Genomic DNA, 22,198 nt, shown 5'->3' with positions numbered 1-22,198 from the left:
CCGGGCGGGCCGGCGCCTACGCCGCCCGGATGCCGCTCTCCGGGTAGGCGAGCGCCTGGGGACGGGCGGGCCGGCCGATCAGGTAGCCCTGGACCGCGTCGCAGCCGATCGCCCGGAGGAGATCGAGCTGCTCGCGGCTTTCCACGCCCTCCGCCAGGGTCGGGATGTTCATGTCCCGGCCCATCTGCGTCACCGCCTTGATCACCGCCAGGGATTGGCGGTCGTTCAGGGCCGCGGCGACGAAGCTGCGATCAATCTTGATCCGGTCGAGGGGAAGATCGCGCAGGTGGGCGAGGGAGGAGTAGCCCGTCCCGAAATCGTCCATCGCGATCTTGATGCCGAGCCGGCGCAGGGCGTCCAGGGTATGGGCGATCTGCGGCCCGTCCTCGACGAGCGCCGTCTCCGTCAGCTCGAGCTCGAGCCGGCTCGCGGGCAGGCCGCTCCGGGCCAGAGCCTCGGAGACATGCGCCAGCAGGAGGGGCGAACGGAGCTGGACCGCGGACACGTTGACGGCCAGATGCCGCTCGTCCGGCCAGGTCGCGGCTTCCCGGCAGGCCTGGTCCAGCACCCATTGCCCGATCGAGACGATCAGCCCGTTCTCCTCGGCGAGGGGGATGAACTCATCCGGCGAGACCAGTCCGCGGTGCGGATGGTTCCAGCGGATCAAGGCTTCGCAGGAGACGATCCGGTCGCTCGTGAGCGACAGGATCGGCTGATAGACGAGGTAGAACTGCCGCAGGGCGAGCGCGCCGCGCAGGTCGTTCTCGAGATGCCCGCGGGCGGCGATCGCCTCGATCATCCCGGGCTGGTAGCCGACCGCTAGCCCGCGGCCCCGGCGCTTGGCTTCGTACAAGGCGATGTCGGCCCGCTGCATCAGGTCGCTGGGGCTGGTGCTGTCGTCGACGCTGCACACGCCGATGCTGCAGCCGACGACCACGGTCATGCTCGCGAGGGTGTAGGGCCTCTCGATCTCCGCCACGATCCGGTCCGCCAGGGCCTTGGCCGTGGTCGCATCGCCTGGCGTGAGGATCGCGAGCTCGTCGCCGCCGTGCCGGGCAATGATGTCCGCCTCGCCGATCAGCGCGCGCAGCCGGCCCGCCACCGCGACGAGCAACTGGTCCCCGATCGCGTGGCCGAAGGTGTCGTTGACGAATTTGAACCGGTCGAGATCGAGCAGGAGCAGGGTGGATCGGGCCTCGGCCTGATACGCGGCGCCCATCCGTTCGTTGAGCGCGCGCCGGTTGCACAGACCCGTGAGGGGGTCGTGATAGGCCAGTTGCGAGATCTCCGCCTGGGCGCGCCGGTCCCGGGTCACGTCGTCGTAGGTCAGGACGGCCCCGTCGGCGACGGGCTGGCAGGCGATCGACAGGATCCGGCCGTCGTCGAAGAGGTGCTCGACCCGGGTCTCCCCGTCGCTGCCCATCCAGAGCCAGTGGTTGCCCACCACACGGGCGATGCGCTCCGCATCCCATCCGTTGGCATTCCCCGTGGCCTGGAGAAAGTCCGCGAGAGGCATCCCGACCCTGACGGCGTCCGGAGCGAGGCCGAGCATGGCGAGCAGGCGCTGGTTGTAGAGCTCGATGGTTCCCCCGGACGAGATCTTCAGGATGCCGTTGGACATGTTCTGGAGCGCCGTCGCCAGGACGTTCAGATGGGCCTGTTCCTGGGCCTCGAAGCGGCGGGTCGCCGCCAGGGCGATGAAGGCACCGGTGATCAGGATCGCCGCGCCGGCAGCGGTCAGGATGCTCAGCGCGACCTGGATGTTCGGGCCGAGCGCCGCGGTGGGCTGCCCCTCCAGCACCGTCCCGGCCAGGGAGGTGAAGTGTGTTCCGCACACCGCCAGGACGATGAGCGCGCAGGCGATCGCAGCGAAGGGCCGTCGCCCCGGCAGGAGGCGAACCCCCGCCATCACCACCGCCCCCAGCAGGTACGCCAAGGCGTTGGCCGTGCCCGACTGGCTCTGTATGCAGCCTTCGAGGGCGGACATACCGGTGATGTGCATCGCGCCGATGCCCAGCCCCGCCACCGCACCCAGGAGGCCCCGGGCCAGGCGGCCCTTCGGCAGGGCAGAGAGCGCGAAGGGCACGCCCACCGCCACCACCGCGATCAGGGCGGACGCGATGGTGGTACCGGAGTGGAAACCCAGGATGACGTCGGTCCGGTATCCGAGCATGCCGAGGAAATGCGTGGTCCAGACTCCGAGACCGGCCGCGAGGGCCGTGCCCGCCAGCCATCGCCCGCGCCGGATCGCCGGCGCGGCTTCGGCGTTCCGGAGCAGGTGAAGCGTCAGCCAGGCGCTCAGGGTGCAGATCGTCGCTGCGGCCAGGACGGAGAGGATAGCCTGGCTTTCCAGAAGCGCGACGAGGGTAAGCATCATGCATCGCATTAAGCCCAGAAGGCCTTAGGTCTTCGTCAAAAGCTTCAGTGAACGCCGCGTTACCTCTGCTTGAGGTGACCCTGATCGAACGCAGATCTTATCATGCGTTAAGTTCGCTGGCGCGAAACACGTCCTTGTGATCCAGATACTATAGCCTGGTTGTAGTGGGCCGACGATCTTCGCGCTCCCTGATCCTCGTTCGGCTCTGCCGCCGCCGCGGAGGTGGCTCTGTCCGGTGCGCCGAACCTGCCAGGAAGACCGGTTCGCCCGTGCATCCCGACCGCGCATCTGCTAGAACGAATACGGAACACAATCTGAGACGGGATGCGGCCCGGCGCCGATACGGGCGCTCGGCGTGGTCCGCCTCCCATGCAAGAGGGTCCGAAGGGCGCAGGGCCCCGATCGATGACTCGGGTGATGGAGAGGCTGGGACGCGGCGGGACCCGCTCGGGCCAGCCCCATCGCGACGAGACGAGACGAGGATCCCATCATGGCATTCAAGGCGAAATCGGCAGCCGAGACCAAGGCCGCGGATCTGGCATCCGCCCTCATCCGCATCGCCGATCGCGAGGGCGCGCCCTTGAGCATCGGCGTCGACCAGCTTCGTCAGGGCAATCCGCGCCTGACGCCGCTGGCGATCGGTCAGACGTTCCGAAAGCACCGGGACGCTCTCGACGCCGCCCTGCGCGAGCGCGGCTACGTCCTCGTCGACTACGCCGACCAGGGACCCGGTCGCGGCATGGCGTTCGACATCGCCATCGACGATGGGTGAACTTGGCCATCGACGATGGGTGAGCTTGGCCATCGACGATGAATGAGCTTGGCGTCAAAGCCTTGCCCGCGGACAAGAAGAACCCGCCGCGGCGTGAGCCGGGCGGGTCGCTCGTTCTAGTCTTGCCAGGAGCAGATCTTGCCAAGAGCAGATCTTGCCAGGAGCACGTCTTGCTGAAGACGGCTCCTGCTGAAGACCGTCAGGTGTCAGCGGCCACCGGCGCTGCTGTTGGGAACGGCCTGCTCGGGCTTGCCGGCATTTCCGCCCGCGGCCGAGTCCGTGGTCGCCGTCTCGGCCCCGGTCGCACCCCGTGAGACGGACACGCTGGGGTCGTTGCCGGTGGTGTTCGGCTGGCCCTGAACCACGGCGCCGCGCGGTTGACCGGGGGCGGCCCCGGGGGCCGTGGCGGGCTGGGCCAGGGCGGACAAGCTGAAGAGGGAGGCGCCGAGAGCGAGGGCGGCAGTTCTGATCATGGGAGGTCCTGGTTGCGAGGTCACCAGGGCAACAGTCCGCCCGCTCCGTCGTTCCCATCGAGACCCGCCCAGGAAAACTTGGCGAGGAAAACTTGCCGAGGAAAACCCGCAAAGGAAAACCCGCCGCGGCCGGAGCCGGGCGGGCGCGATGAAGCCTAACGGTTGATCGGGCGTCGACCTCAACGCAGGAACACGACACGAAGAGCAGGCGATTCGCAGCAACAATCCGGCAACAGAGCGCGAAAAACGCCTCGGAGTTTTCGCAAGGCCGCGGAAGGCCTTCGACACATCGCGTCAGCGGCTGCCAGCACAGGAGAGGACGTGCGTCGCGCCGGCGGCATCTCCGGTGCGGACGCGCCTGTGGGCGACTGGCCGTTCGGATCGGCCTCCGCAGAAAAGATCTTCGCGGTGGCCCATGAAGATCTTCCCACGTTTGCATCGGCCCTTCGCGACGAGACCCGGAGAGCCGTCGGAAGACAGCCCTGTGCTGGGCATCGCAGGTCTTGCAGACAAGACCGGTCGCTGGATCGCGATCGGCGTTGTCGCGTTTATCGAAGCACAGCGCGCCACTCCTGCGCCGCGCGGACGCCCTGTCCGGTCGGTCGATCCGGCCAAAACCCGTCGCACGGGACGATTCGTGGCGGTGTCGCAGGAGGCGCCGCAAAAAACACCCGCCACGGCGTGAACCGCGCGGGTGTCAAGGCTGCGGCCCCCGGATCTCGGGAGGCCTGAGGTAGACGAACGGCGGAGCCGGGTTCATCCGGCGGTTGTGCGAACGCCGCAGGCCGGATGGTGGCTCTCCCATTAGACTGACCGCCCCGGTGCCTTCCTCACGACCTCTCCGATCGCCGGCAGCCGGGGGTTGGCGTCGGGGGCACCGCCCCCGGACCGGCGGCTTGCCCCGCTACTGGTTTCCGATCGACGGGCCGCCTGCTGCGCCACCGGTCCCGGGCGGACCGCTGGTCGGCGTGCCACCGATGTTCAGGCCCGGGCTGCTTCCGGGAATGGAATTCGGGCTCGGATTGCCCACGACGTTCGGCGCAGGGCGACCCCCGGCGTCGCTGGCCCGCGGCGCGGCGCCCGGCGCCATGGACGGGGTGGTCACCCCGGTGTTTCCCGCGCCACCGGTGGGTGCGAGCGACTCCGCTCGGGCGGCGCCCGCCAGAGGCGAGGCCGACAGGGCGAGCGCCAGGGCGGCGCGGGTGAGAAAGGTGCGGGTCATCGGTCCGTCCATGTCATCGGTACTCACCATGGGGCTACGAGCGATCGACGACCGCCGGTCGCCCCGGAGGTTCAGCCCACCAGCCAATGGGCGGCGAGCATCACGATCGAACCGGCCACCGCGAAGCCGAGCAGGGTCACGCTGCTGACCTGATCCACCTGGTCGACGGTGTTTCCGACACGGTGTTCGCGGTTCATCGACGTGCTGTCCAGCCCGGTCCGATTGGCGTCGGCCTTGCGGACATCGTTCGTAGTCTGGAGCGGCGTGGCGTCGAGATGGGTCAGGGTGGTCATCGGAAAATCCTGTCAGGGGAAAGCGATCACGTCGGGAACGCGGTCTGGGATGGGGTGGCTCAGGAGAACGAGCCGAAGCCTTCGAAGTCCGAGGTCGGCGAAACGCCGGCACCGGGCGGCCTGGGCGGTGGGCCGGTCACATCCCCGCCCCGCTCGTCGTGAAGTCGCTCGAGCCGCTGAGTGCGGAGGGCGGCACTGGAGCCCGGACCCGCCTCGATCGATGGCCCCGGCAGGGCACAATGGTCCGGCGTGATATGGTTGCGCATTCGGGGAACCCGTTGGTATGCCACGGCTGTCTGGATGTGAGCAGAGAATGCCTCGCAGCCACGGGCGTTCCTTGCCGATGCCAAGCAAGGAGTCGCAGGGTTCGGCCCGTTCCCGGGTCTTGAACTCGGCCCGTCCTTGCCCCGTATGGCTCGAACCGGCCGCATGGCGCAGGGACGGGACCGGATCGCCGTCGGTGCACGCGTGCCCAGGCGCGAACGTCGCTCGCGAGAGCGACCGAGCCTGGCAAGAGCGACCGTGCCCGGAGCAGCCAGCGGCGCCGCCATGGATCCGGTTCCGGCGATGCACGTTGATCGGGATGCCTCGCATCCTCGCCGCCGTCGCCGTACTGGGACTGATCGGGATGGTGTCCCACGGCCACCACGGCCATCCGCGACACCCGAAACCGACTGCGTCCTCGGCCACCGTCTCCCCGTAGGAACGGCGCTTTCCCGTAGCCGGCCATCATGGTGCCACGAACCCGGCCGAAGCAGCCTGGACGCCACGTTAGGGATGAAACCATGCACTCCGCTACCGGCCGCCTCTGGACGGTTCTGAAGGCCACGCTGGGGATTGGTTTGTTGGCGGCGCTGTCGTTGTACTCGGCCAGCGTGGTCGACCAGCGGGGGCTGAACCCCTTCGCCGCCGCCCTGGCGGAGCCGGTGACGACCGGAACGGTCAAGGCGAGCCGCATGCACTAGCGCGGATCACCCGTCCCAGCCCGGCCTACAGGTTCTCCCCGGCATCCGGACTGGCGACGAGTTGCTCGGCCTCGACGGTGGTGTAGCCCTCCAGCCAGTCCGCGCTCTCCTGCGATCCGGCCGGATAGGGATTGGCGGAGACCGGTAGCCCATCGGTCCGCGCGGTACTGCCCTCCAGCCAGATCTTGTTCGAAGCCACGACGGTCATGAGCGCACCTCCTGCTGCCAGGAAACGGTCGATCGGGCGGATGGTTCGATGCAGGACGGTGGGGGCCGAGCCCGTCACCACCCCAAGCGCCCGAGGGCGGGGAGCTTGAGAGCCGGACGCCGCAGATCGAGGCCCGCCACGGCACCGAGCAGGTTCACCTCGAGGCCTTCGACCCAACCCACCGTCAGCCCGACATAGCCGCCGAGGTTAAGCCGCAGGCCGGTTCGCGATGGGGTCAGGCCGATCCAGCGGCCATCGTAGGGAAAGTCCTTGCCGATCGCGGTGGCCGGCAGGCTCGCCGCCATCTCCGGCACCGCGCTCATCACGGCGGCCACGAAGGTGTTCGAGTTCGGGCCCGGCCACACCGTGTAATCCCCTGGCTGCGCGTAGCGGTAGGTTCGGATCGTCTCCCGGATACGCGGGATCATGGCTTCCGCGGCCGCACCGTCGGCCGCCACGATGGTGTCGGGCACGCTCCCGAACCAGCGCCCGTCGGGCACGAAGCGGTCGATCCAGATGGGCTGGCCCCAGGCCGTGTAGTCGAAGCGCTGGTAGGCGGACGCCCCCGCATCCTTGACCACGATCCAGCTATGGGTGGCGATGATGCCGCGCCAGCTCACCGTCCGGGCCGAGAAGATCCGGACGATCGCCCCCGGGTGGGTCGCGGCCGGCGGCAGGAGGCCGGTGCTGGACCGGTCGGCGGAGCGCCAGTCCCCGCGGGTCTGGCTGGCGTAGAGGGCGGCGGAGATCGCGATGGGCGCGAGGTAGAGGAGGACGAAGGCGAGGGCGGCGATCTTGAGCAAGGCGGTTCCGAGCGGCGGGAGGACCCACCGCATATGGGGCGCCGGGTCGACGGGCGGGAGGGCCGCCGCACGCTGCGGGACGGCGACGGCGCGTCGGATCCCGAGGGCCCTGGGCCGGCGGGCGGGACGCCTCGGCCACCGGCGCGGACAGGGCTTCCTTAACCACTCCCGCGCTACCTCGGGGGTGTTTCGTCCTTCGGTTAACTTGACGGTCCTGCCCGATGAGCCACCACTCGGAAACGCTCGTGATCGGGGCGGGACCCGCCGGCCTGACCGCCGCGTATCTGCTGTCGAAGGCCGGGCGCTCGGTGACGGTCCTGGAGAAGGATCCGGCCCAGGTCGGCGGCATCAGCCGCACGGTCGCGCATAACGGCTACCTGTTCGACATCGGCGGCCACCGCTTCTTCTCGAAGTCGAAGGCCGTGGTCGAGCTCTGGGACGAGCTCCTGCCGGACGATTTCATCGAGCGGCCGCGCCTGTCGCGGATCTTCTACAAGGGCAAGTACTACGCCTATCCGCTCAAGGCCTTCGAGGCCCTGCGCAACCTCGGCATCCTCGAGAGTACGGCCTGCGTCGCCTCCTACCTCTACGCGCGCGCCCGTCCCATCGCGGAGCCCAAGAGCTTCCACGACTGGGTCCGCAACCGCTTCGGCGAGCGCCTGTTCTCGATCTTCTTCAAGACCTACACGGAGAAGGTCTGGGGCATGTCCTGCGACGCCATCTCGGCGGACTGGGCGGCCCAGCGCATCAACGGGCTCGATCTCGGGGCCGCGATCCGCGACGCGCTGGTTCGCTCCCTCGGCCTGCGCAAGGCGCCGCGCGCCGGCGAGCCCGTGATCAAGACGCTGATCGAGTCCTTCCGCTATCCCCGCAAGGGGCCGGGCATGATGTGGGAGGCGGCCGCCGCGAAGGTGGTGGCCCAGGGTGGAACGCTGCGCCTCGACCGGGGCGTGGACGGCCTGCATTACGAGGCCCGGACCGGCCTCTGGACCGTGACGGCCAAGGCCGCCGACGGCACGCGCGAGACCTTCACGGCGCGCAACGTCATCTCCTCCGCGCCGCTGCGCGAACTCGTCGGATCGCTGTCGCCGGCACCGATCAGCACCTTCCAGGCCCGCGCCCTGCAGTACCGCGACTTCCTCACCGTGGCGCTGATCGCGCGCTCGGACCGGAATTTCCCCGACAACTGGATCTACATCCACGATCCCTCCGTGCAGGTCGGGCGCGTGCAGAACTTTCGCTCGTGGTCACCCGAGATGGTGCCCGACGCGGCGCATACCTGCCTCGGCCTGGAGTATTTCTGCTTCGAGGGCGACGGACTCTGGGCGCAGTCCGATGCCGACCTGATCGCCCTCGCCAAGCGCGAGATCGGACAGATCGGGCTGATCCGCTCCGAGGACGTGGTCGACGCCTGCGTCGTGCGCCAGCCCAAGGCCTATCCGGTCTACGACGAGGACTACAAGGCACACGTCGCCACCATCCGGCGGGACCTCGAACACGCCTATCCGAGCCTGCACCTCGTCGGGCGCAACGGCATGCACAAGTACAACAACCAGGACCACGCGATGATGACCGCGATGCTCACGGTGGAGAACATCCTCGCCGGAGAGCGCCGCTACGATCCGTGGTGCGTGAACGAGGATGCGGAATACACCGAGGCGGGCGTCTCGGGCGCACAGGACGCCCTGACGAGCGAGCGCATGGTGCCGCGCCGGGCGGCCTGACGATGCGCGCGACGGCCGGGACCTCCGACGGCCCGGTGGCCGTCCCGGAATCCGTCGCCGTGACCGGCGCGGTTCCGCGCTGGGCGTCGGTCCTGCGCCGCGCGGCCTGGCCGGTGCTCGGGATGGCGGGTCTCACCCTCCTGCTGCATCCCTACGAGGGGATCGACGGCGATGCCCGCATCTACGTGGGGCGGGCCCTGGCGGACCTCGATCCGGACGGGGTCGGACGCGACCTCATGTTCACCCATGACGGGCAGTCGCGCTTCAGCCTGTTCCCCGTCGTTCTGCGGGCGCTGGTGGGGACGCTCGGCCCCGGTCCGGCCGCCCTGGCCGTCAGCCTCGTCGGGCTGATCACCTGGTTCTGCGCCGCGGCGGCCCTCGCGGCGGCCCTGGGCGCCGGCCGGCGGCGCTGGGTCGTCCTCGCGGCGATGGCGGTCCTGCCCGCCTCCTACGGTTATCCGGGCATCTTCCGCATCGGCGAGGCGCTGGCGACGCCCCGGACCCTCGCGGAGGCGGCGGTCCTCGCCGGCCTCGCGGCGAGCCTGTCCGGCCGCCGCGCATGGGCCCTGGCCTTCATGGTCGTGGGAAGCCTCGTCCACCCGATCATGGGCCTGGCCGGCCTGGCGGTGCTCGTCCTCGCCCTGGTGGCGGAGAACCGGCGCTGGCTGCTGGTCCTGCTTCCCGGCCTCCTCGCGGTCCTGGGGGCCGCCCACCTCGGCGTACCGCTGTTCGCGCGCCTGCTGCAGCCCGTCGATCCCGCCTTCCTCGAGATCCTGCGCCAGCGCTGCGCCGACCTCTTCCCCACGCTCTGGCCGAGCCAGGCCTGGGGCCCGCCCCTCGTCCAGGCCGCCACGATCCTCGTCGCCGCGACCCGCGTTCCGATCCGGGCGCGCAGGCTCCTCCTGGCCGGGCTCCTGGCGGGCGTCGGCGGGGTGGCGGCCACCGCGGTGTTCGAGGAGCAATGGTCGTCGCTCCTGGTGATCCAGGTCCAGCCCTGGCGCTTCCTCTGGGTGACCTCCGTCCTCGGGGCCGCCGCCCTGGGCCTGTGCGCCACCCTCCTCTCGCGCGGGACGCCGGGCGACCGGATCACCCTCGCCCTCCTGGGGCTCGCCTGGGTGTTCGCCACGGACGTCCGCATCGCGGCGGCCGCCGGCCTCCTCGCCGTCGGCGTCCACGCGGCGCTCCGCCGGGATCGGCTGGCGCCGTCGCGCGGCCTGATGCGCGCGACGCTCGGCCTGGTCGGTCTCCTCGTCGCCGGCCGCCTCGTCCTCGAGGCGCTCGCCCTCGGCTGGCTCGCCGCGAACCGGCCCGAGGGCGCCCATCTGGGCCTGAGCCTGATCCGCAGCTTCCCGATCGTGCCGTCGCTTGCCTTCGGGGCCGGCCTCGCGTGGCTCGCCGCCGAGCGGTCCCGGATCGCCAAGCCGGTCCTCGCCGTGGCGCTGATCCTGACGCTCCTGGGCCTCTGGGACGAGCGCTCGCGCGCGTTCCGGCGGATCGAGGACCGCACCCTGCTGCCCGGCCTCGTCGAGGCCATCGCGCGCCGGCCGGGCGCGGTGCTCTGGCTGGACGGGCGGGCCGAGACCTGGCTGGCGCTGGGTCGGCCGAGCTGGATCACCAACCTGCAGGGGGCCAGCATCGTCTTCTCGCGCCCCCTGGCGATGCTGTGGTCCGAGCGGATCGACCGGCTGATCGCCCTCGGCCTCGCCACCGAGGCCCAGCGCAGGCCGTTTGCCCCCCCGGTCCCCCCGCGGGCCGACGACCTGCCTGCCGGTGCGGTCGCGACGCTCTGCGCGGCTCCGGACGGGCCCGCCTGGATCGTGGTGCCTCTGCGGGAGGGCCAGGCGCCGCCGGACGGGGCGCGCGTCTTTCCGCTCGCAGACCCCTACGTGAGACCGATGGCGACGGTCGAGGGCATGACCTGGCAGCGCCTGACCGCCTACGGGCTGCTCACCTGCGGCCCCTGAGGGCCGGTTCCGCGACGCGCCTCAATCCCCGCGGAGGAACGCGAGCACCGTGAGCACCGCGATCGGGATGACGAGGCATCCGAACGAGAGTGCGGCGATGCCGAAGGCCCCCGCGAGGGCACCGACGGCGAAGGCCAGCACCGCGGGCAGCATCCGGCGCATCCGGTCCCGCGCCGCCCCGTCCGGCGGCACCGCGCCCCGCGCCCAGTCGACGAGATCGATCACCGCCTGGGTGACGTTGACCGTCATCACCGTCGTGGCGGCGAGATGCGCGAGGCCGAGGCGCCCGATGGCGTTCTGGACCCCCATCGCCGCGACGCCCAGCATCCCGACCGTCACCGCCGCGACGCCGTCGGGAGAGCCGAGGGGGGACAGGGCGAGGCCGGCGACGCAGAAGGTGGCCAGCAGGGCGATCTCGAGGGCCAGCAGCCAGCGCAGGGGTGCCAGCCCGCGGCGCTCCAGGGCCAGGGCGAGCAGGCGGGTGGCCGCGACCGCTCCCACGAAGGCCGGCAGGGCCAGGAGCTTGGCCACGACGCCGGTCGAGGTCGAGACGAGTTCGGCTCCCAGCAGCACGAAGTTGCCGGTGACGTGGGCGGTGAACAGGCCGGTCAGGGCGATGAAGGCGGCCGCGTCGACGAAGCCGGCCACGAACGCGAGACCGGTTCCGGCGGCGAGGTCCGTGTCGATGCGGCCGCGGCCTGATCCGTGCGCGCGGGAAGAAGAGATCGGTGCCATCCGGTGCGTCTGCTGAGGATCCTGGGTCGAGGGATGTCGAATCGGCCGATCCCCCATGCGCCGCCTGGTTCTCGCCGAACCCGCGGCGAAACGGAAGCATCGGCGTGCGTGACCGGGCCGTGATCCGGGGTGCGCAATCTTTGGTCCGAGACCCTGAAGCCGAAATCTTCGACCCGGGATCATCCCTGAACCGGACGCGCGTGTTCCACGTCGACGAGAAACCTGCCACGTCGAAAAAGAACCTGCCACGACGACGAGAAACCTTGCGAACACCGTCCGAGCGCCTGAACCGCCGGCGGGGCCGTTCGTTGTGTCGGCATGAGCCATGACGCAACCGCCCCCTCCACCGCCGAGTCCCAGATCGCGGACGCGCGCCACCGCGAACTCGCGACCGAGCACCTCCTGTTCGGAACGATCCGGTTCCTGGCCCAGGAGCATCCGGACCTGCTCAAGAGCCTGGAGGCCAGCGTCGACCACCTCTGGGACAAGGCCGACGACGACACCCGGGACGACGAGGCCGTGCGCGAGGTCGCACGCCGCTTCCTCAAGGGCCTGAGAGCCGAGCGCTGATCCTCCGGACGGGCGGCCCCATCCCGAACTTCCGTGCCGCGCGGCCGTTCTCCACGAGACAGGAGGTCTCCATGGCGAATGCTCCGATGACATCGACATCCAACCGACGCACCGCGCTCTCCGCCACCCTCGTTCTGGGCGCCCTCGTCTCGGGCACCCTCGTCCTGGGTCTCGGCGGCCATGCGCTGGCGCGGGGCGGCAGCGGCGGCGGCGATGGCCTGTCGCCCTACGCCGCCCTGAGCGGCAACGACCGCTCGGCCGGCGTGAACAACGGCAACTACCGCGATCCCGCCCTCGATCCGTATCTGGGCGCCTACGAGGGCCGCTACGATCGGCCGGTGCGCGAGCGCTACCGCCCGAGCCGGCAGCCCTATTACGGCACCCCGTACTGAGACCGCGCGTCCGGTCGACCGGTGCCGAGGCAGCGGTGCCGAGGGCGCCCGACGAAGTCCGTTCCGGGCAACCCGGATCCGAGGAACCTCGTCCGGACGCTCCGACCGGATGAGGGGCGGCAGTCCTCGATTCTCCTGCTCCGTGTCCCCGGTTCGACCGAAGCGGAGACTCGTCGGCAGGCGCTCGTCCGCTTTGACTGCGAGGCGCTGATCGCTCGCGCCCACCCTCGCCTCCCCAGGCGGGCACCAGCCACAGTCCGACGCCACATCCGTGAGCCTCATCGGACGGTTTCGCTTGGGCGGCACGGCATGCCCCGGCGGGAACGGAAGCGCCGGAGCTCCGCCCGCACGCTCCGCGCAAGGCGCCTCCCATTCAGTCCACGGCAGGCGCAAGCGATCCCGGGCCGGGAACTTGCGTTCTCGCTGCGACGGCCGAGTCCCGGCCGACAGGAGGACCCCCATGGATACCAGCCCCTTGTCCCCCGCTGCCTTCGACGCCCCCGCCATCCTCCTGTCCGGGACGGTCGACCAGGACATGTATCGGGATTTTCGCCGCCAGCTCGACGCGGTCGGCGACCGGAACCTCGTGGTGGTCGAGCTGACGACGCTCGGCGGCGATCCCGAGGTCGCCCGGATGATGGGCGAGGACATCCGCTTCAAGACCGGCCTCCAGACGGATCGCCGGTTCGTCTTCCTCGGCAAGGCCGCGATCTACTCGGCCGGGACCACCTTCATGAGCTTCTTCGCCCGGTCGAACCGTTATCTCACCCGGGGCACGCGGCTGATGATCCACGAGCGCAAGCTCGACAAGCACGTGGTGCTCAACGGACCGCTCACGACCTGCATCGCCAGCGTGAAGGCGGCGCTGCACGAGATCGAGTGCTCCATCGAGATCCAGAACGAAGGCTTCGCGAACCTCATCCGGGGCTCGCAGGTGACCCTGGACACGGTGCTGCAGCGGGCGCCCGAGAACTGGTACATCGAGGCGGGCGAGGCGCAGGAACTCGGCCTGATCGAGGGAATCCTCTGAGCGCGCGGGCCGCCCGGCCCGTCAGCCCGCCCCGTCGACCGGCAGGGGCTCCCATGCGGCCTCCTCCGCGCGATCCTCCGGGAAAGCGGTGCGCAGGAGCGCGACCTGCCGGCTCAGCGCCCGCTCGCCGGCCTCGCGGCCACATTTCTCCACGTGGACCACGCGGTTGACGACCTGGAGGTTCGGAGAGCCCCAGAAGCCCAGCAGCGTCGGCCAGGGATCGTCCCGATGTTCCCGCCAGACGCGGTAGAGGGGCACGCGATGGTCGACCTCGGCGGTCTTGAACAACCGCTTGCCCGAGGCCGCACAGCGGTGGCGCTGATGCGCTTTCAGAACCTTCACCTGGTCGCTGGGCGCCACCCAGAGCTTCCAGGCGGCGACACAGGCCGCGTGCCAGCGCGCGTTCTTGTTCGGGACGCCCGCACCCCAGAGATCCCGATGCCAGCCGAAGCGGTAGACCGGCTGCCCGCAGATGCAGCAATGGCCCTTGCCGCGCGCATGGGCCGGCTCCCGGAAGGGCGAGGGCGGCATCCGGAAGCTGGCGGCGAGGCCGGATCCCTTCTCGGTGCCGAGACGCCAGGTCCAGCCCTCGGGATGGCCCGAGCGCGTCGCGAGGGCCCGCGCCAGCCGGTCGGCACGCAGGAGATGGGCGCGCCAGTAGCTCTCCACCGCGAGGCGCGGCGTTGGCGGAATCAGCGGGCGCGACAGGGCGTGCCGCAGGACGGGGGCCGGGAAGATGCCGGGCAGGGCACGGTCGAGGCGCGCGCGGGCGGCGACGTTCCGCTCGGTCCGCCACTCCGAAGCGGCGCTCACGCCTGGACGAGGCTGTCGTCGGTGGCCGCGGGCGTGGCGACCGGGGCCGGACGTCCCGCGACCGCATCCGCGAGGCGGTTCAGGCGTCGGCCAAGATCAATGACCTCGTTCAAGGCAATCGATTTCTCTCCATTCTTGACGGCACGGGTAATATCGCTGAGTTGCAGCTTGGAAATACGAAGCAACTCGGCGGCAAGCTGGTCTCTGGTCATCGTGCGGATCGCGGAGTTTGGTGAGCGGCGGGGTGCGTGAGATTTAGGGCGTAACGGTTACCGAGGCGTTGCCGTGCGCGGGCGACCGCCCCGGGGAAGGTATAGGCCCGGTCGCCGATCCCGGCGCGTCCGATGGCGTGTGTGTTGTGCGCCGGGGCTGCGTCCACGGCCATCGACGACGGCCTGTCTTGATCCGCCCGCATCGAAACAGAGGCGGAACGCTTTATTGTCGAGGGGTCTGAGGCGCCGGAGCCAACACGCCTCTGGTGCCGGGTCGGCATCGCGCTGAATTCGGATGTCACCGCCTCATACTTAGCGCTTGCATCGGTCACGAAACCGTGAGTTGTCTCACGCGTTCGGAACACCCTATCCCGGGGGTGTTGGAACTGGTCGATTGGGATTTGTCCGATGGGCCCTCTGATCGATCGGGTGGGTTCAGCCAGACGTGTCGCTTCCGTCGTTCGCCTTTTCCACCCAGGAGGTCGGCCCGGAGTTCGCGTTCGAGGCGTATCGTGACCTCTATGCCGGCGGCGCCGATGTCGCACGGATCGGACCGGACTTCTACGCCCAGGTGCAGGCCTACCGGCTGGATCGGATGATCCTGTTCAAACGCCGTCTGAACGGGCTTCAGCACAGCCGATCCCCGCAGCGGGTGCGACAGGACGGATTCGACCATATCACGCTTCACCTGCTCCTCGAGGGCGAGCTGCTGGCCGGGCCGCCCGGGCACGAGCGCCGCGTCCGACCGGGGGAGATCCTGGTCTGCGACAACACCCTGCCGCACCTGAGCCGGGCGCACCGCGTGCGGCAGATCTCGACGCCGGTGGCGCGCGAGCTGATCGAGCCCCTGGTCCCCGACCTGCGCACATTCCACGGGGCGATCCTTCCGGAGTGCGTGGGCGGCCTCGTGGCCGATTTCATCGTGTCCCTGACCCGTCGCTCGGAGACCCTCGACAGCGCGGTGGTCTCGCGGTCGAGCGCCGTGCTCGGCATGCTCCTGGCGGCCGCGCTTCGCGGCCATGCCGCCCCCACCGAAGCCATCGTCTGGGCCGCGGTCCACGATGGGCCCGACGACACCGGCCGCCGCCGCCGCGAGGCCGAGGCCCACGTGGAGCGGCACCTCGCGAACCGCGCCCTCAGCGCCGAGACCATCGCGGCGGAACTCGGGATTTCGCGGAGCCTCCTCTACCGGGCCTTCCTGCGGGACGGCGGGGTCGCCCGCTTCGTGCAGCAGCGCCGCCTGGAACGGGCGCGCGACGCCCTCCGGCGCCAGGGCGAAACGCGCTCGATCGCCACCCTCGCCTACGCCTACGGCTTTGCCAGCGAGCAGCATTTCAATCGGGCCTTCCGGACGGCTTTCGGCCGCCCGCCCGGGCAGTTCCGGACCTCCATCGAGCAGCTGCGCAGCGACGTGCATGCCCGGGGCGATCGGTCCTGGCCCCTCGCAGCCTGGCACAGCGAACTCTACTGATGCCCCGCGTTCCCGGCGTGCGGCGGCCCCTTCGCGCGTCGCGGACCGTATGAGCGAGACCTCCGGAAGGCTCCCACTCACGGCTCCGGCCCGCACGGTCCTGGGGTTCGGCCCCCTGGCCCTGCTCATCCTCGCGCAGCTCTCGGCGGCCAGCGACCGCTTCCTGATCACCCTCGTGACGACTCCGGTCAAGCAGGCGCTCGGCCTCAGCGACGCCCAGCTCGGCCTGCTCCACGGCTCGGCCTTCGTCATCCTGTACGCGCTGACCATGCCGCTCATCGGCAGCCTCGCGGATCGGGGGCACCACCGGCAGATCCTGCTGGCCAGCATCGGCCTCTGGACCCTGGCGACCCTCGGGTTCGGTCTGGCCGGCTCCTTCGCGGTGCTGTTCCTCAGCCGGCTCGCCCTCGGACTGGGGCAGGCCGGACTCGTGCCGGCCTCGCTCTCGCTCATCGCCCACGGCTCCGCGCAGGGCCGCATGGCCCGGAACGTGTCGCTGTTCACGGCGGGCGGCAGCCTCGGGCAGAGCTTCGCCCTGCTCGCCGGCGGCGCGATCCTGGCCTGGCTCGTCCTGCGGGGCGGCCTGGCGTGTCCCGGCCTCGGCCCGCTGCCGCCCTGGCGTGCCCTGTTCCTCCTCGCCTGCCTGCCCAACCTCGCGCTGATCCTCGGCGCGGTCGCGGTCCGGCTGCCACGGGCCCCGCCCGCCGCCAGGGCGGGGCTGAAGCCCGCCTGGACGTGGATCCTGCGCCGGCGGCGGATCTACCTGCCCCACTTCGCGGCCGCGGCCTGCGCCGTCCTGATGGGTCGGACCCTGGCCGCCTGGGGGCCGACCCTCTACGTGCGAGACCACGGCATGAGCCCCGCGGAGAGCGGCATGGTTCTGGGCGGGCTGCTGCTGATCGGCGGTCCGCTCGGCCATCTGTCCGCGGGCCTGTTGCTGGACCGCGTGGCGCGGGCGCGCCGGCGCGCCGCCGCCTCGCGCCTGCTCGGCTTCGGCCTGATGGCGGCCCTGCCGCCCGCGATCGTGATGGCGGTGGCCTCCGACCGGACCCTCTCGCTCGCCGCCTTCACCCTCCTCACGGCCGTGATCGGGTTCACCGCGCCGCCCGCGGTGGCGGGGGTGCAGCTCCTGACGCCGGTCAGCCTGCGCGGGCGGGTCAGCGCCCTCTTCGTCGCCGCCGTGACCCTGACGGCCTCGGGCACCGGGCCGCCCCTCCTGGGGCTCCTGGCCGACACCGTCTTCGGCGCCGAGTACCTCGGCCGGGCCCTGATGGTGCTGTACGGCCTCGTGGGCGTCCCCGGGATCCTCCTGGCCTTTCGGGCGGCCCGGATGGGCCGTCCGCTCACCGGCGCAGGGCGCTGAACCAGGACGAGACCGGATCGAGGACGTCGCTGGCGATGGAGGCGGCCCAGGCGCGCGCCCGCTCGGTCAGCGCGGGCCGCCGGGCCGGCTCGCCCGCGCGCGCCTCGCGCGACCGGGCCTCCACCGCCGTCATCGTCGCGGCCACGAAGGCATCTTCCTGGGCCTGGCAGGTATCGAGGGCGTTGCGCTGGGAGGCGGCGCGGCTCTGCATCCGCGGCTGCTGGGCGAACGCATCCCGCACGCAGGCGTGCCAGGCCTGCTCGAGGGCGGCGAGCCCGTCCTCGGGCCGGCCCGTCACCTGCGCCGTCGCCGCCTGCGGCACGAGGCTGAACAGCAGGAGGGCGGAGCGCAGGGTCATCGACATGGGCGGAGTATGGCCGCCCGGCTCGTCGCGGCCTAGAACAAAAGCGCAACACCGAGGGAGCCGCGATTGGCCGCCGGCCGGATTTCGCCGCTGCAATCTGTCTGGCCTATCGCGGCTTCTCCGTGGGTCGTCGATACCCTTCGTGACTGCGTAACGCGGTCTCCGGTTCACCCCTGTCCAGCCGAATGATCCGCGTTCGCGACGCATGTGGCAGGTTTGGATGATGCGGACATTGATGCGACCGAGCCGAAGGCGCTCACCTCCCTTATCAAGATCATCCGAACCCACAGTATCACGCCTGATTGCTGAATTATTCGGATACAGAACCGCAATCTATGCGCAACAATTGGATTTACATTGATACGGATTGCTAGATTTAGCGCGTCAATAACAGGAAGCGAAATATTTTTCGGTTAGAATTTTGGAAACCTATCGAATTTAAATCGAGAGAGTGCCAACGAATTCGGCAGTGGGTTTGTATGATGCTAGACAGACGAAGAGTTTATCGGCAGTCCTGCTCGCTCGACGGACGGATCTTCGTTCCAAAAGTCAGCAGCGCGATCGGTTGCGCCATCACGGACATCTCATCGCTCGGTGCTTTCCTGAAGCCCAACACGGGCCGGGCTGTCCCGGCGCATTTCGATCTGACGATCGGCGGGAGCAATCTGCCGCGCGCCTGCAGGATCGCCCGGCAGGAGGCCGATGGGTTCGGCGTCGAGTTTCTGGATCCCGTCCGGCAGGAGATCGAGGAGATCCTCGAAGAATACGCCTTCAAGGAAGAGCTGGTCTTCGAGGCGCTGAATGCCACGCTCGACAACGAGATCACGCAGACTCAGGTTCGCGTTCGGCAGACCGCCGCCGCCCTGCTGGGCTTGATCGAACGACGGAACGCGATCACGTGGCGATCGGGTGAGGTCATCGAACACCGGGCCTCGGGCGCCGGCGCATCGATCGACGGACCGCCCGGTGCTTCGGGGCGCGCGATCCCCTCCGACCGGACCGAGCTCTTCCTGGCCTGACCGTGTCGAGCGGGGCCGGCCGTATCGGTCGTTGAACGGCGCGGCGGCCCTCCGGCGGCGCCCCCCCTGCGCGCGGCATCGCCCGCGGTGCCGAGCGAAGCGCGTTCGCGAAGCCTCCGGGGAGGCCGCGCCCGATCAAACCACGATCGCGAAATCCTGGTACTGGAGCAGCGGGTTGTTGGAGAAGGTGGCGACCTGGATGGCGGCGGCACTGCCGATGCCGTCCGCGTCCCAGCTCAGCGTGTGCGATCCCGAGTTGAAGACGAACTCCGCGTGCGCCTTGGTGGCGAGACCGCTGGCGCTCGTCTCGAACCAGTCGCTCGCGAGCGTGCCGACCGCGAGGCCGTAGTCGGAGGCGTGCACCTGGAGCTTGTCGCCCTGCGCCCGCGAGAAGTCGCGCACGAGGTCGATGCCCTGACCCGCCTTGTTGAAGAGGAAGGCGTCGGCGCCGAGCCCGCCCGTCAGGATATCGTTGCCGGCCTTGCCCTCCAGGAGATCGGCGCCGTCGCCGCCGGCGAGCGTGTTCGCCGCGCCGTTGCCGGTGAGGACGTTCGCCAGGGCATTGCCCGTTCCGTTGACGGCATTCGTCCCCGTCAGGACGAGTTTCTCGAGATTGGCCGCCAGCGTGTAGGTCACCGCGCTTTGAACGGTGTCGATCCCGGCATTCACGGCCTCGAAGATCCTGTCGCCGGTGTTGTCGACGATGTAGGTGTCGTTGCCGCTGAGGCCCTGCAGCGTGTCCGCTCCGCCCCCGCCATTGATCGTATCCGCGCCGTCCGTTCCGAAGATCCAGTCGCTCACCGTCGTTCCGACCGGCGCCGACGCCAGGACGACGGAGACGGTGTGCTGGCCCAACCCGTTCAGGGTCAGGTCCAGGCTGTTGCCGGACAGGCTCGCGCCATCCGCCCCGGTGACCTGCACCATCTGCCCGGCATGGGATTTCAGCTGGATGAGGTCGTGGCCCTCACCGACGACCGCGTAGCTGAGGTTGCTGCCGTCGCCGGTCACGCTGAGGAGGTCGGACCGGTCCGCGAGGGCGGTCAGGTGGGTGACGTCGTCCGGGGTCCCGTCGAGGGCGATCTTGAAGGTCCCGCCGGCCTTCGGCACGAAGACGCTGTTGCTGTCGTAGGCGTACCAGCCGGCGACGTTCTTGATCGTGTGGCCGGCGCCGACGTCGAGGGCGAACTTGCCGAGATCGCCGGCCGCGGTGGTCGCCGACGCGGTGAGGACGTTCGACGCCGCATCGAAGCTGTAGCTGACGTCGGACTTCTCCAGGGTCGCGGTGCGCTGCGCCAGATCGTTCAGGGTCACGAACTCCGAGCCCGCCTGCGCGGCCCGTGCGATGAAGTCCGTGAACATCTGCTGGGTGTAGCCGGCATCCGTCGTATCGGTCAGCCAATCCGTCGGACCGTAATCGTGCCAGGGCCAGACCACGACCGGCAGGTCGGAATGCGCCGTCAGCGTCGCCCACTCCTTGGCCCATGCCGCGGAGGCCTGCGCGGCGGTGAGGTGCTGATAGCCCACGAGGGTGAAGTCGAAGGAGGTATTGGGCGCGATGTAGACCGATTTCAGATCGGTGGCCGTCGGGCTGAGATAGCCGATCGCTCCGGGATACCCGGCCCCGATCAGGGAGGCGCCGCCGGAGATGTAGGGATAGTACTGCGCGATCTGCCGCGCGGTCGCGAGATTTTCTCCCGCCCCGGGAACGGCGGCGCCGATATTGGTCAGTCCGAGCTGCTGCTCGATGATCGCGCGGGATTGCTGGAACTCGGTCTGGAATTGGGCCGCGGTGAGGACGTTGGTGTCCTCGGGATGGGTCAGGGAATGCGAGCCGATCTCGTTCCCCATCGCCAGCATCGGGTTGTAATACGTCTTCGAGTAGGTCCAGTCCGTAGTCTCGCCCGCGGCCGGATTGTTGCCGACGTCGATGTAGTAGGAACCGACGAAGTTGTAGGCCTGCTTCCACTGCGTCAGGATCGGCAGGAGCTTGTCGTAGATGCCCGCTCCGGAGGCCGGTCGGACGTCGTCGGTGTACATGGCCTGATCCATGTCCACGCGGGCGGCCACGATCGCCTTGTTCCGGCTCATGTGGAGGCTGACATCCGGCCCCGGCGCCGGCGCCATGGTCCAATCCAGGGCGTGGCCCAGCATGTTGTTGTCGGCCAGCATGCCGTCCGTGGCGAAGTGGACGTTCTTGCCCCCGGTCTGCGTCGCCATCACGGCGATGTTGGACTGCCCGTTGACGATCTGATTGGCGAGCGTCGTTCCGAGCCCGTCCGTACTGGTGAAGTACGAGGTGCTGATGTTCGTGTACTGGTGGATCGACTCGCCGGCCGCGTACCCCGCCATGACCGGATTGGTCGTGGCCGCCGCCTTGACCTCGACATTCGCGCCGTTGACCCCGTCGACGCGGCTGACATCCAGGAGCGCCTTCATGCGCGCGTAGGAATCGCCGGGGAGCGGAGCGTTCTTCTCGTCGTTCGTCATGAAGTCGCCGGCGGTGATGATGCCGACGTGGTAGTTCTTCTCCAGGCTCGTCAGGGTGTCGGTGATCGCGGCGGCCTTCGCGGCGGCGACGTTGCGGAACGAGGGAAAGATCAGCGTGTCGTAGTTCGACAGCTTCGCCAGATCGGTGAGATCCGATTCCGACAGGAGGTCGTAGGGCACGCCCGCGGCGGCGGCCTGGTTCTGCGCCGCCATGTAGAGCTGCGAATACGCCATCGGGCTGAAGTAGTTCGCCGCCGTCGATTCCGAGTAGACGATGCCGACCTTGTGCCCCGTATAGGTCCGGGCCGGCAGCGTGCTCGCATCCGAGACCGTGTAGGGGCCGGCCCCGTAATCGCCCGGCAGGAAGACGCTGTTGTTGACGTCGGCCAGGACGTTGAGGCTCTTCGGGGTTCCGATCTGCGCCGCCGCGACGCTGACCTCCAGGACCGTGTGATCGGCATTGTAGGCGAAGGTCAGCGGCGTCGCCGAGACGAGCGTCTGCCCGTCGCCCCCGCGATAGAGGTACGGCTTGCCGTCGGCGGCGATATTGATGTTGTAGTCGTAGCCGCCGTACAGGCCCCAGATGCTGTAGCCGGTGGTGGCGTTCTTGTCCGTGTTCAGCCAGAGCGTCGTGTACGTCCCGATCGACGTCCCCGTCGGCGCCTGGAGGGCGAAGGTCAGGACACCGCCCGACAGGTCGCCATACAAACCGTATCCGGCCGTTGTCGTGCCTGCGGGATTGAGCCGAGCCGACGATGTCCAATCGTTCAGGTTGCCATCAACCGTAGGCATGACAAAGAGTCCCCTCGCAAGAGTAGAAGGTCGGTCTGGCGCCGAGAGGGTAAATCCCTCAGGCTTTTACGCCCCGGATAGAGCGGCTCAAGGATTTGATGACGTCATCCCACAGCAATCGTGACGACGGCGACAACTGTCAGATTGTT

22 protein-coding genes are annotated in these 22,198 nt (G+C 69.5%); 10 read left to right on the top strand and 12 right to left on the bottom strand.

Annotation, left to right across the window (positions count from 1 at the left end):
• Window positions 1–16: 16 nt before the first annotated feature.
• Window positions 17–2,377, bottom strand: coding sequence for an EAL domain-containing protein (locus ASF58_RS02950; protein ID WP_162242026.1), 2,361 nt, complete (start codon window positions 2,375–2,377; stop codon window positions 17–19).
• Between the two features lie 490 nt (window positions 2,378–2,867).
• Between ASF58_RS02950 and ASF58_RS02945 the strand changes: the two genes are divergently transcribed.
• Window positions 2,868–3,149, top strand: coding sequence for a hypothetical protein (locus ASF58_RS02945; RefSeq protein WP_055947072.1), 282 nt, complete (start codon window positions 2,868–2,870; stop codon window positions 3,147–3,149).
• Between the two features lie 206 nt (window positions 3,150–3,355).
• Here the strand turns inward: ASF58_RS02945 and ASF58_RS02940 are convergent, their stop codons facing one another.
• On the bottom strand, window positions 3,356–3,622 hold the full coding sequence (locus ASF58_RS02940; protein WP_103708241.1) for a hypothetical protein: 267 nt from the start codon (window positions 3,620–3,622) through the stop codon (window positions 3,356–3,358).
• Between the two features lie 415 nt (window positions 3,623–4,037).
• On the opposite strand from ASF58_RS02940, the gene ASF58_RS25565 reads away from it, so the two are divergent.
• Window positions 4,038–4,307: a hypothetical protein gene (locus tag ASF58_RS25565; protein ID WP_156375511.1), complete on the top strand. Its 270-nt coding sequence runs from the start codon at window positions 4,038–4,040 to the stop codon at window positions 4,305–4,307.
• A 219-nt stretch (window positions 4,308–4,526) separates the two neighbouring features.
• Here the strand turns inward: ASF58_RS25565 and ASF58_RS02935 are convergent, their stop codons facing one another.
• Both ASF58_RS02935 and ASF58_RS02930 read right to left on the bottom strand, forming a co-directional pair.
• A complete protein-coding gene (locus ASF58_RS02935; protein ID WP_055948705.1) occupies window positions 4,527–4,844 on the bottom strand; it encodes a hypothetical protein in 318 nt (105 codons plus the stop codon).
• A gap of 71 nt (window positions 4,845–4,915) precedes the next feature.
• Entirely contained in the window at window positions 4,916–5,137 is a 222-nt protein-coding gene (locus tag ASF58_RS02930) for a hypothetical protein (protein WP_055947070.1), read from the bottom strand.
• 785 nt (window positions 5,138–5,922) lie between these two features.
• Between ASF58_RS02930 and ASF58_RS02925 the strand changes: the two genes are divergently transcribed.
• Complete coding sequence (locus ASF58_RS02925; RefSeq protein WP_055947068.1) at window positions 5,923–6,102, top strand: hypothetical protein; 180 nt, start codon at window positions 5,923–5,925, stop codon at window positions 6,100–6,102.
• Window positions 6,103–6,127: 25 nt separating this feature from the next.
• Here ASF58_RS02925 and ASF58_RS02920 read toward each other — a convergent pair whose 3' ends face one another.
• Both ASF58_RS02920 and ASF58_RS02915 read right to left on the bottom strand, forming a co-directional pair.
• A complete protein-coding gene (locus ASF58_RS02920) occupies window positions 6,128–6,310 on the bottom strand; it encodes a hypothetical protein (RefSeq protein ID WP_055947067.1) in 183 nt (60 codons plus the stop codon).
• Between the two features lie 74 nt (window positions 6,311–6,384).
• Window positions 6,385–7,146 (bottom strand): DUF3750 domain-containing protein, encoded by a 762-nt coding sequence (locus ASF58_RS02915; RefSeq protein ID WP_055947065.1) that lies wholly within the window; start codon window positions 7,144–7,146, stop codon window positions 6,385–6,387.
• Window positions 7,147–7,334: 188 nt separating this feature from the next.
• Between ASF58_RS02915 and ASF58_RS02910 the strand changes: the two genes are divergently transcribed.
• Together ASF58_RS02910 and ASF58_RS25560 are read left to right on the top strand one after the other, a co-directional pair.
• Entirely contained in the window at window positions 7,335–8,837 is a 1,503-nt protein-coding gene (locus ASF58_RS02910) for an NAD(P)/FAD-dependent oxidoreductase (RefSeq protein ID WP_055947064.1), read from the top strand.
• Between the two features lie 2 nt (window positions 8,838–8,839).
• A complete protein-coding gene (locus ASF58_RS25560; RefSeq protein WP_055947063.1) occupies window positions 8,840–10,801 on the top strand; it encodes a hypothetical protein in 1,962 nt (653 codons plus the stop codon).
• Window positions 10,802–10,822: 21 nt separating this feature from the next.
• Here ASF58_RS25560 and ASF58_RS02900 read toward each other — a convergent pair whose 3' ends face one another.
• Window positions 10,823–11,536 carry a YoaK family protein gene (locus tag ASF58_RS02900; RefSeq protein ID WP_055947061.1) on the bottom strand — a complete coding sequence of 238 codons (714 nt, stop codon included), beginning with the start codon at window positions 11,534–11,536 and terminating at the stop codon, window positions 10,823–10,825.
• Window positions 11,537–11,854: 318 nt separating this feature from the next.
• Here ASF58_RS02900 and ASF58_RS02895 point away from each other — a divergent pair, with 318 nt between their 5' ends.
• The 3 genes from ASF58_RS02895 to ASF58_RS02885 all read left to right on the top strand — a co-directional run bounded on the left by ASF58_RS02895 (window position 11,855) and on the right by ASF58_RS02885 (window position 13,528).
• Window positions 11,855–12,106, top strand: coding sequence for a hypothetical protein (locus tag ASF58_RS02895; RefSeq protein WP_055947060.1), 252 nt, complete (start codon window positions 11,855–11,857; stop codon window positions 12,104–12,106).
• Window positions 12,107–12,192: 86 nt separating this feature from the next.
• Window positions 12,193–12,498 (top strand): hypothetical protein, encoded by a 306-nt coding sequence (locus ASF58_RS02890; protein WP_055948702.1) that lies wholly within the window; start codon window positions 12,193–12,195, stop codon window positions 12,496–12,498.
• 460 nt (window positions 12,499–12,958) lie between these two features.
• Window positions 12,959–13,528: a hypothetical protein gene (locus ASF58_RS02885; RefSeq protein WP_055947059.1), complete on the top strand. Its 570-nt coding sequence runs from the start codon at window positions 12,959–12,961 to the stop codon at window positions 13,526–13,528.
• A 21-nt stretch (window positions 13,529–13,549) separates the two neighbouring features.
• Here ASF58_RS02885 and ASF58_RS02880 read toward each other — a convergent pair whose 3' ends face one another.
• Complete coding sequence (locus ASF58_RS02880) at window positions 13,550–14,341, bottom strand: hypothetical protein (protein ID WP_055947058.1); 792 nt, start codon at window positions 14,339–14,341, stop codon at window positions 13,550–13,552.
• Window positions 14,338–14,553: a hypothetical protein gene (locus ASF58_RS24695; RefSeq protein ID WP_082512793.1), complete on the bottom strand. Its 216-nt coding sequence runs from the start codon at window positions 14,551–14,553 to the stop codon at window positions 14,338–14,340. The genes ASF58_RS02880 and ASF58_RS24695 overlap by 4 nt, the downstream gene beginning before the upstream one ends.
• A gap of 445 nt (window positions 14,554–14,998) precedes the next feature.
• Here ASF58_RS24695 and ASF58_RS02875 point away from each other — a divergent pair, with 445 nt between their 5' ends.
• Complete coding sequence (locus tag ASF58_RS02875; RefSeq protein ID WP_055947056.1) at window positions 14,999–16,024, top strand: helix-turn-helix domain-containing protein; 1,026 nt, start codon at window positions 14,999–15,001, stop codon at window positions 16,022–16,024.
• 49 nt (window positions 16,025–16,073) lie between these two features.
• On the top strand, window positions 16,074–17,387 hold the full coding sequence (locus ASF58_RS02870; protein ID WP_055947052.1) for an MFS transporter: 1,314 nt from the start codon (window positions 16,074–16,076) through the stop codon (window positions 17,385–17,387).
• On the opposite strand, the gene ASF58_RS02865 is transcribed toward ASF58_RS02870, so the two are convergent.
• From ASF58_RS02865 to ASF58_RS25555, 3 genes are all read right to left on the bottom strand, one after another.
• Window positions 17,368–17,751, bottom strand: coding sequence for a hypothetical protein (locus ASF58_RS02865; protein WP_055947051.1), 384 nt, complete (start codon window positions 17,749–17,751; stop codon window positions 17,368–17,370). The genes ASF58_RS02870 and ASF58_RS02865 overlap by 20 nt on opposite strands.
• A 584-nt stretch (window positions 17,752–18,335) precedes the next feature.
• Window positions 18,336–18,677 (bottom strand): hypothetical protein, encoded by a 342-nt coding sequence (locus tag ASF58_RS26950; RefSeq protein ID WP_244477167.1) that lies wholly within the window; start codon window positions 18,675–18,677, stop codon window positions 18,336–18,338.
• 228 nt (window positions 18,678–18,905) lie between these two features.
• The gene (locus tag ASF58_RS25555; RefSeq protein ID WP_156375510.1) at window positions 18,906–22,049 is read right to left on the bottom strand and encodes a polysaccharide deacetylase family protein; all 3,144 of its coding nucleotides are present in this window, start codon (window positions 22,047–22,049) and stop codon (window positions 18,906–18,908) included.
• Between the last annotated feature and the right edge of the window lie 149 nt (window positions 22,050–22,198).

The organism is Methylobacterium sp. Leaf125, from assembly GCF_001423085.1.
In the GTDB taxonomy this organism is placed as follows: domain Bacteria; phylum Pseudomonadota; class Alphaproteobacteria; order Rhizobiales; family Beijerinckiaceae; genus Methylobacterium.
This window is presented reverse-complemented; position numbering and strand designations above follow the sequence as displayed.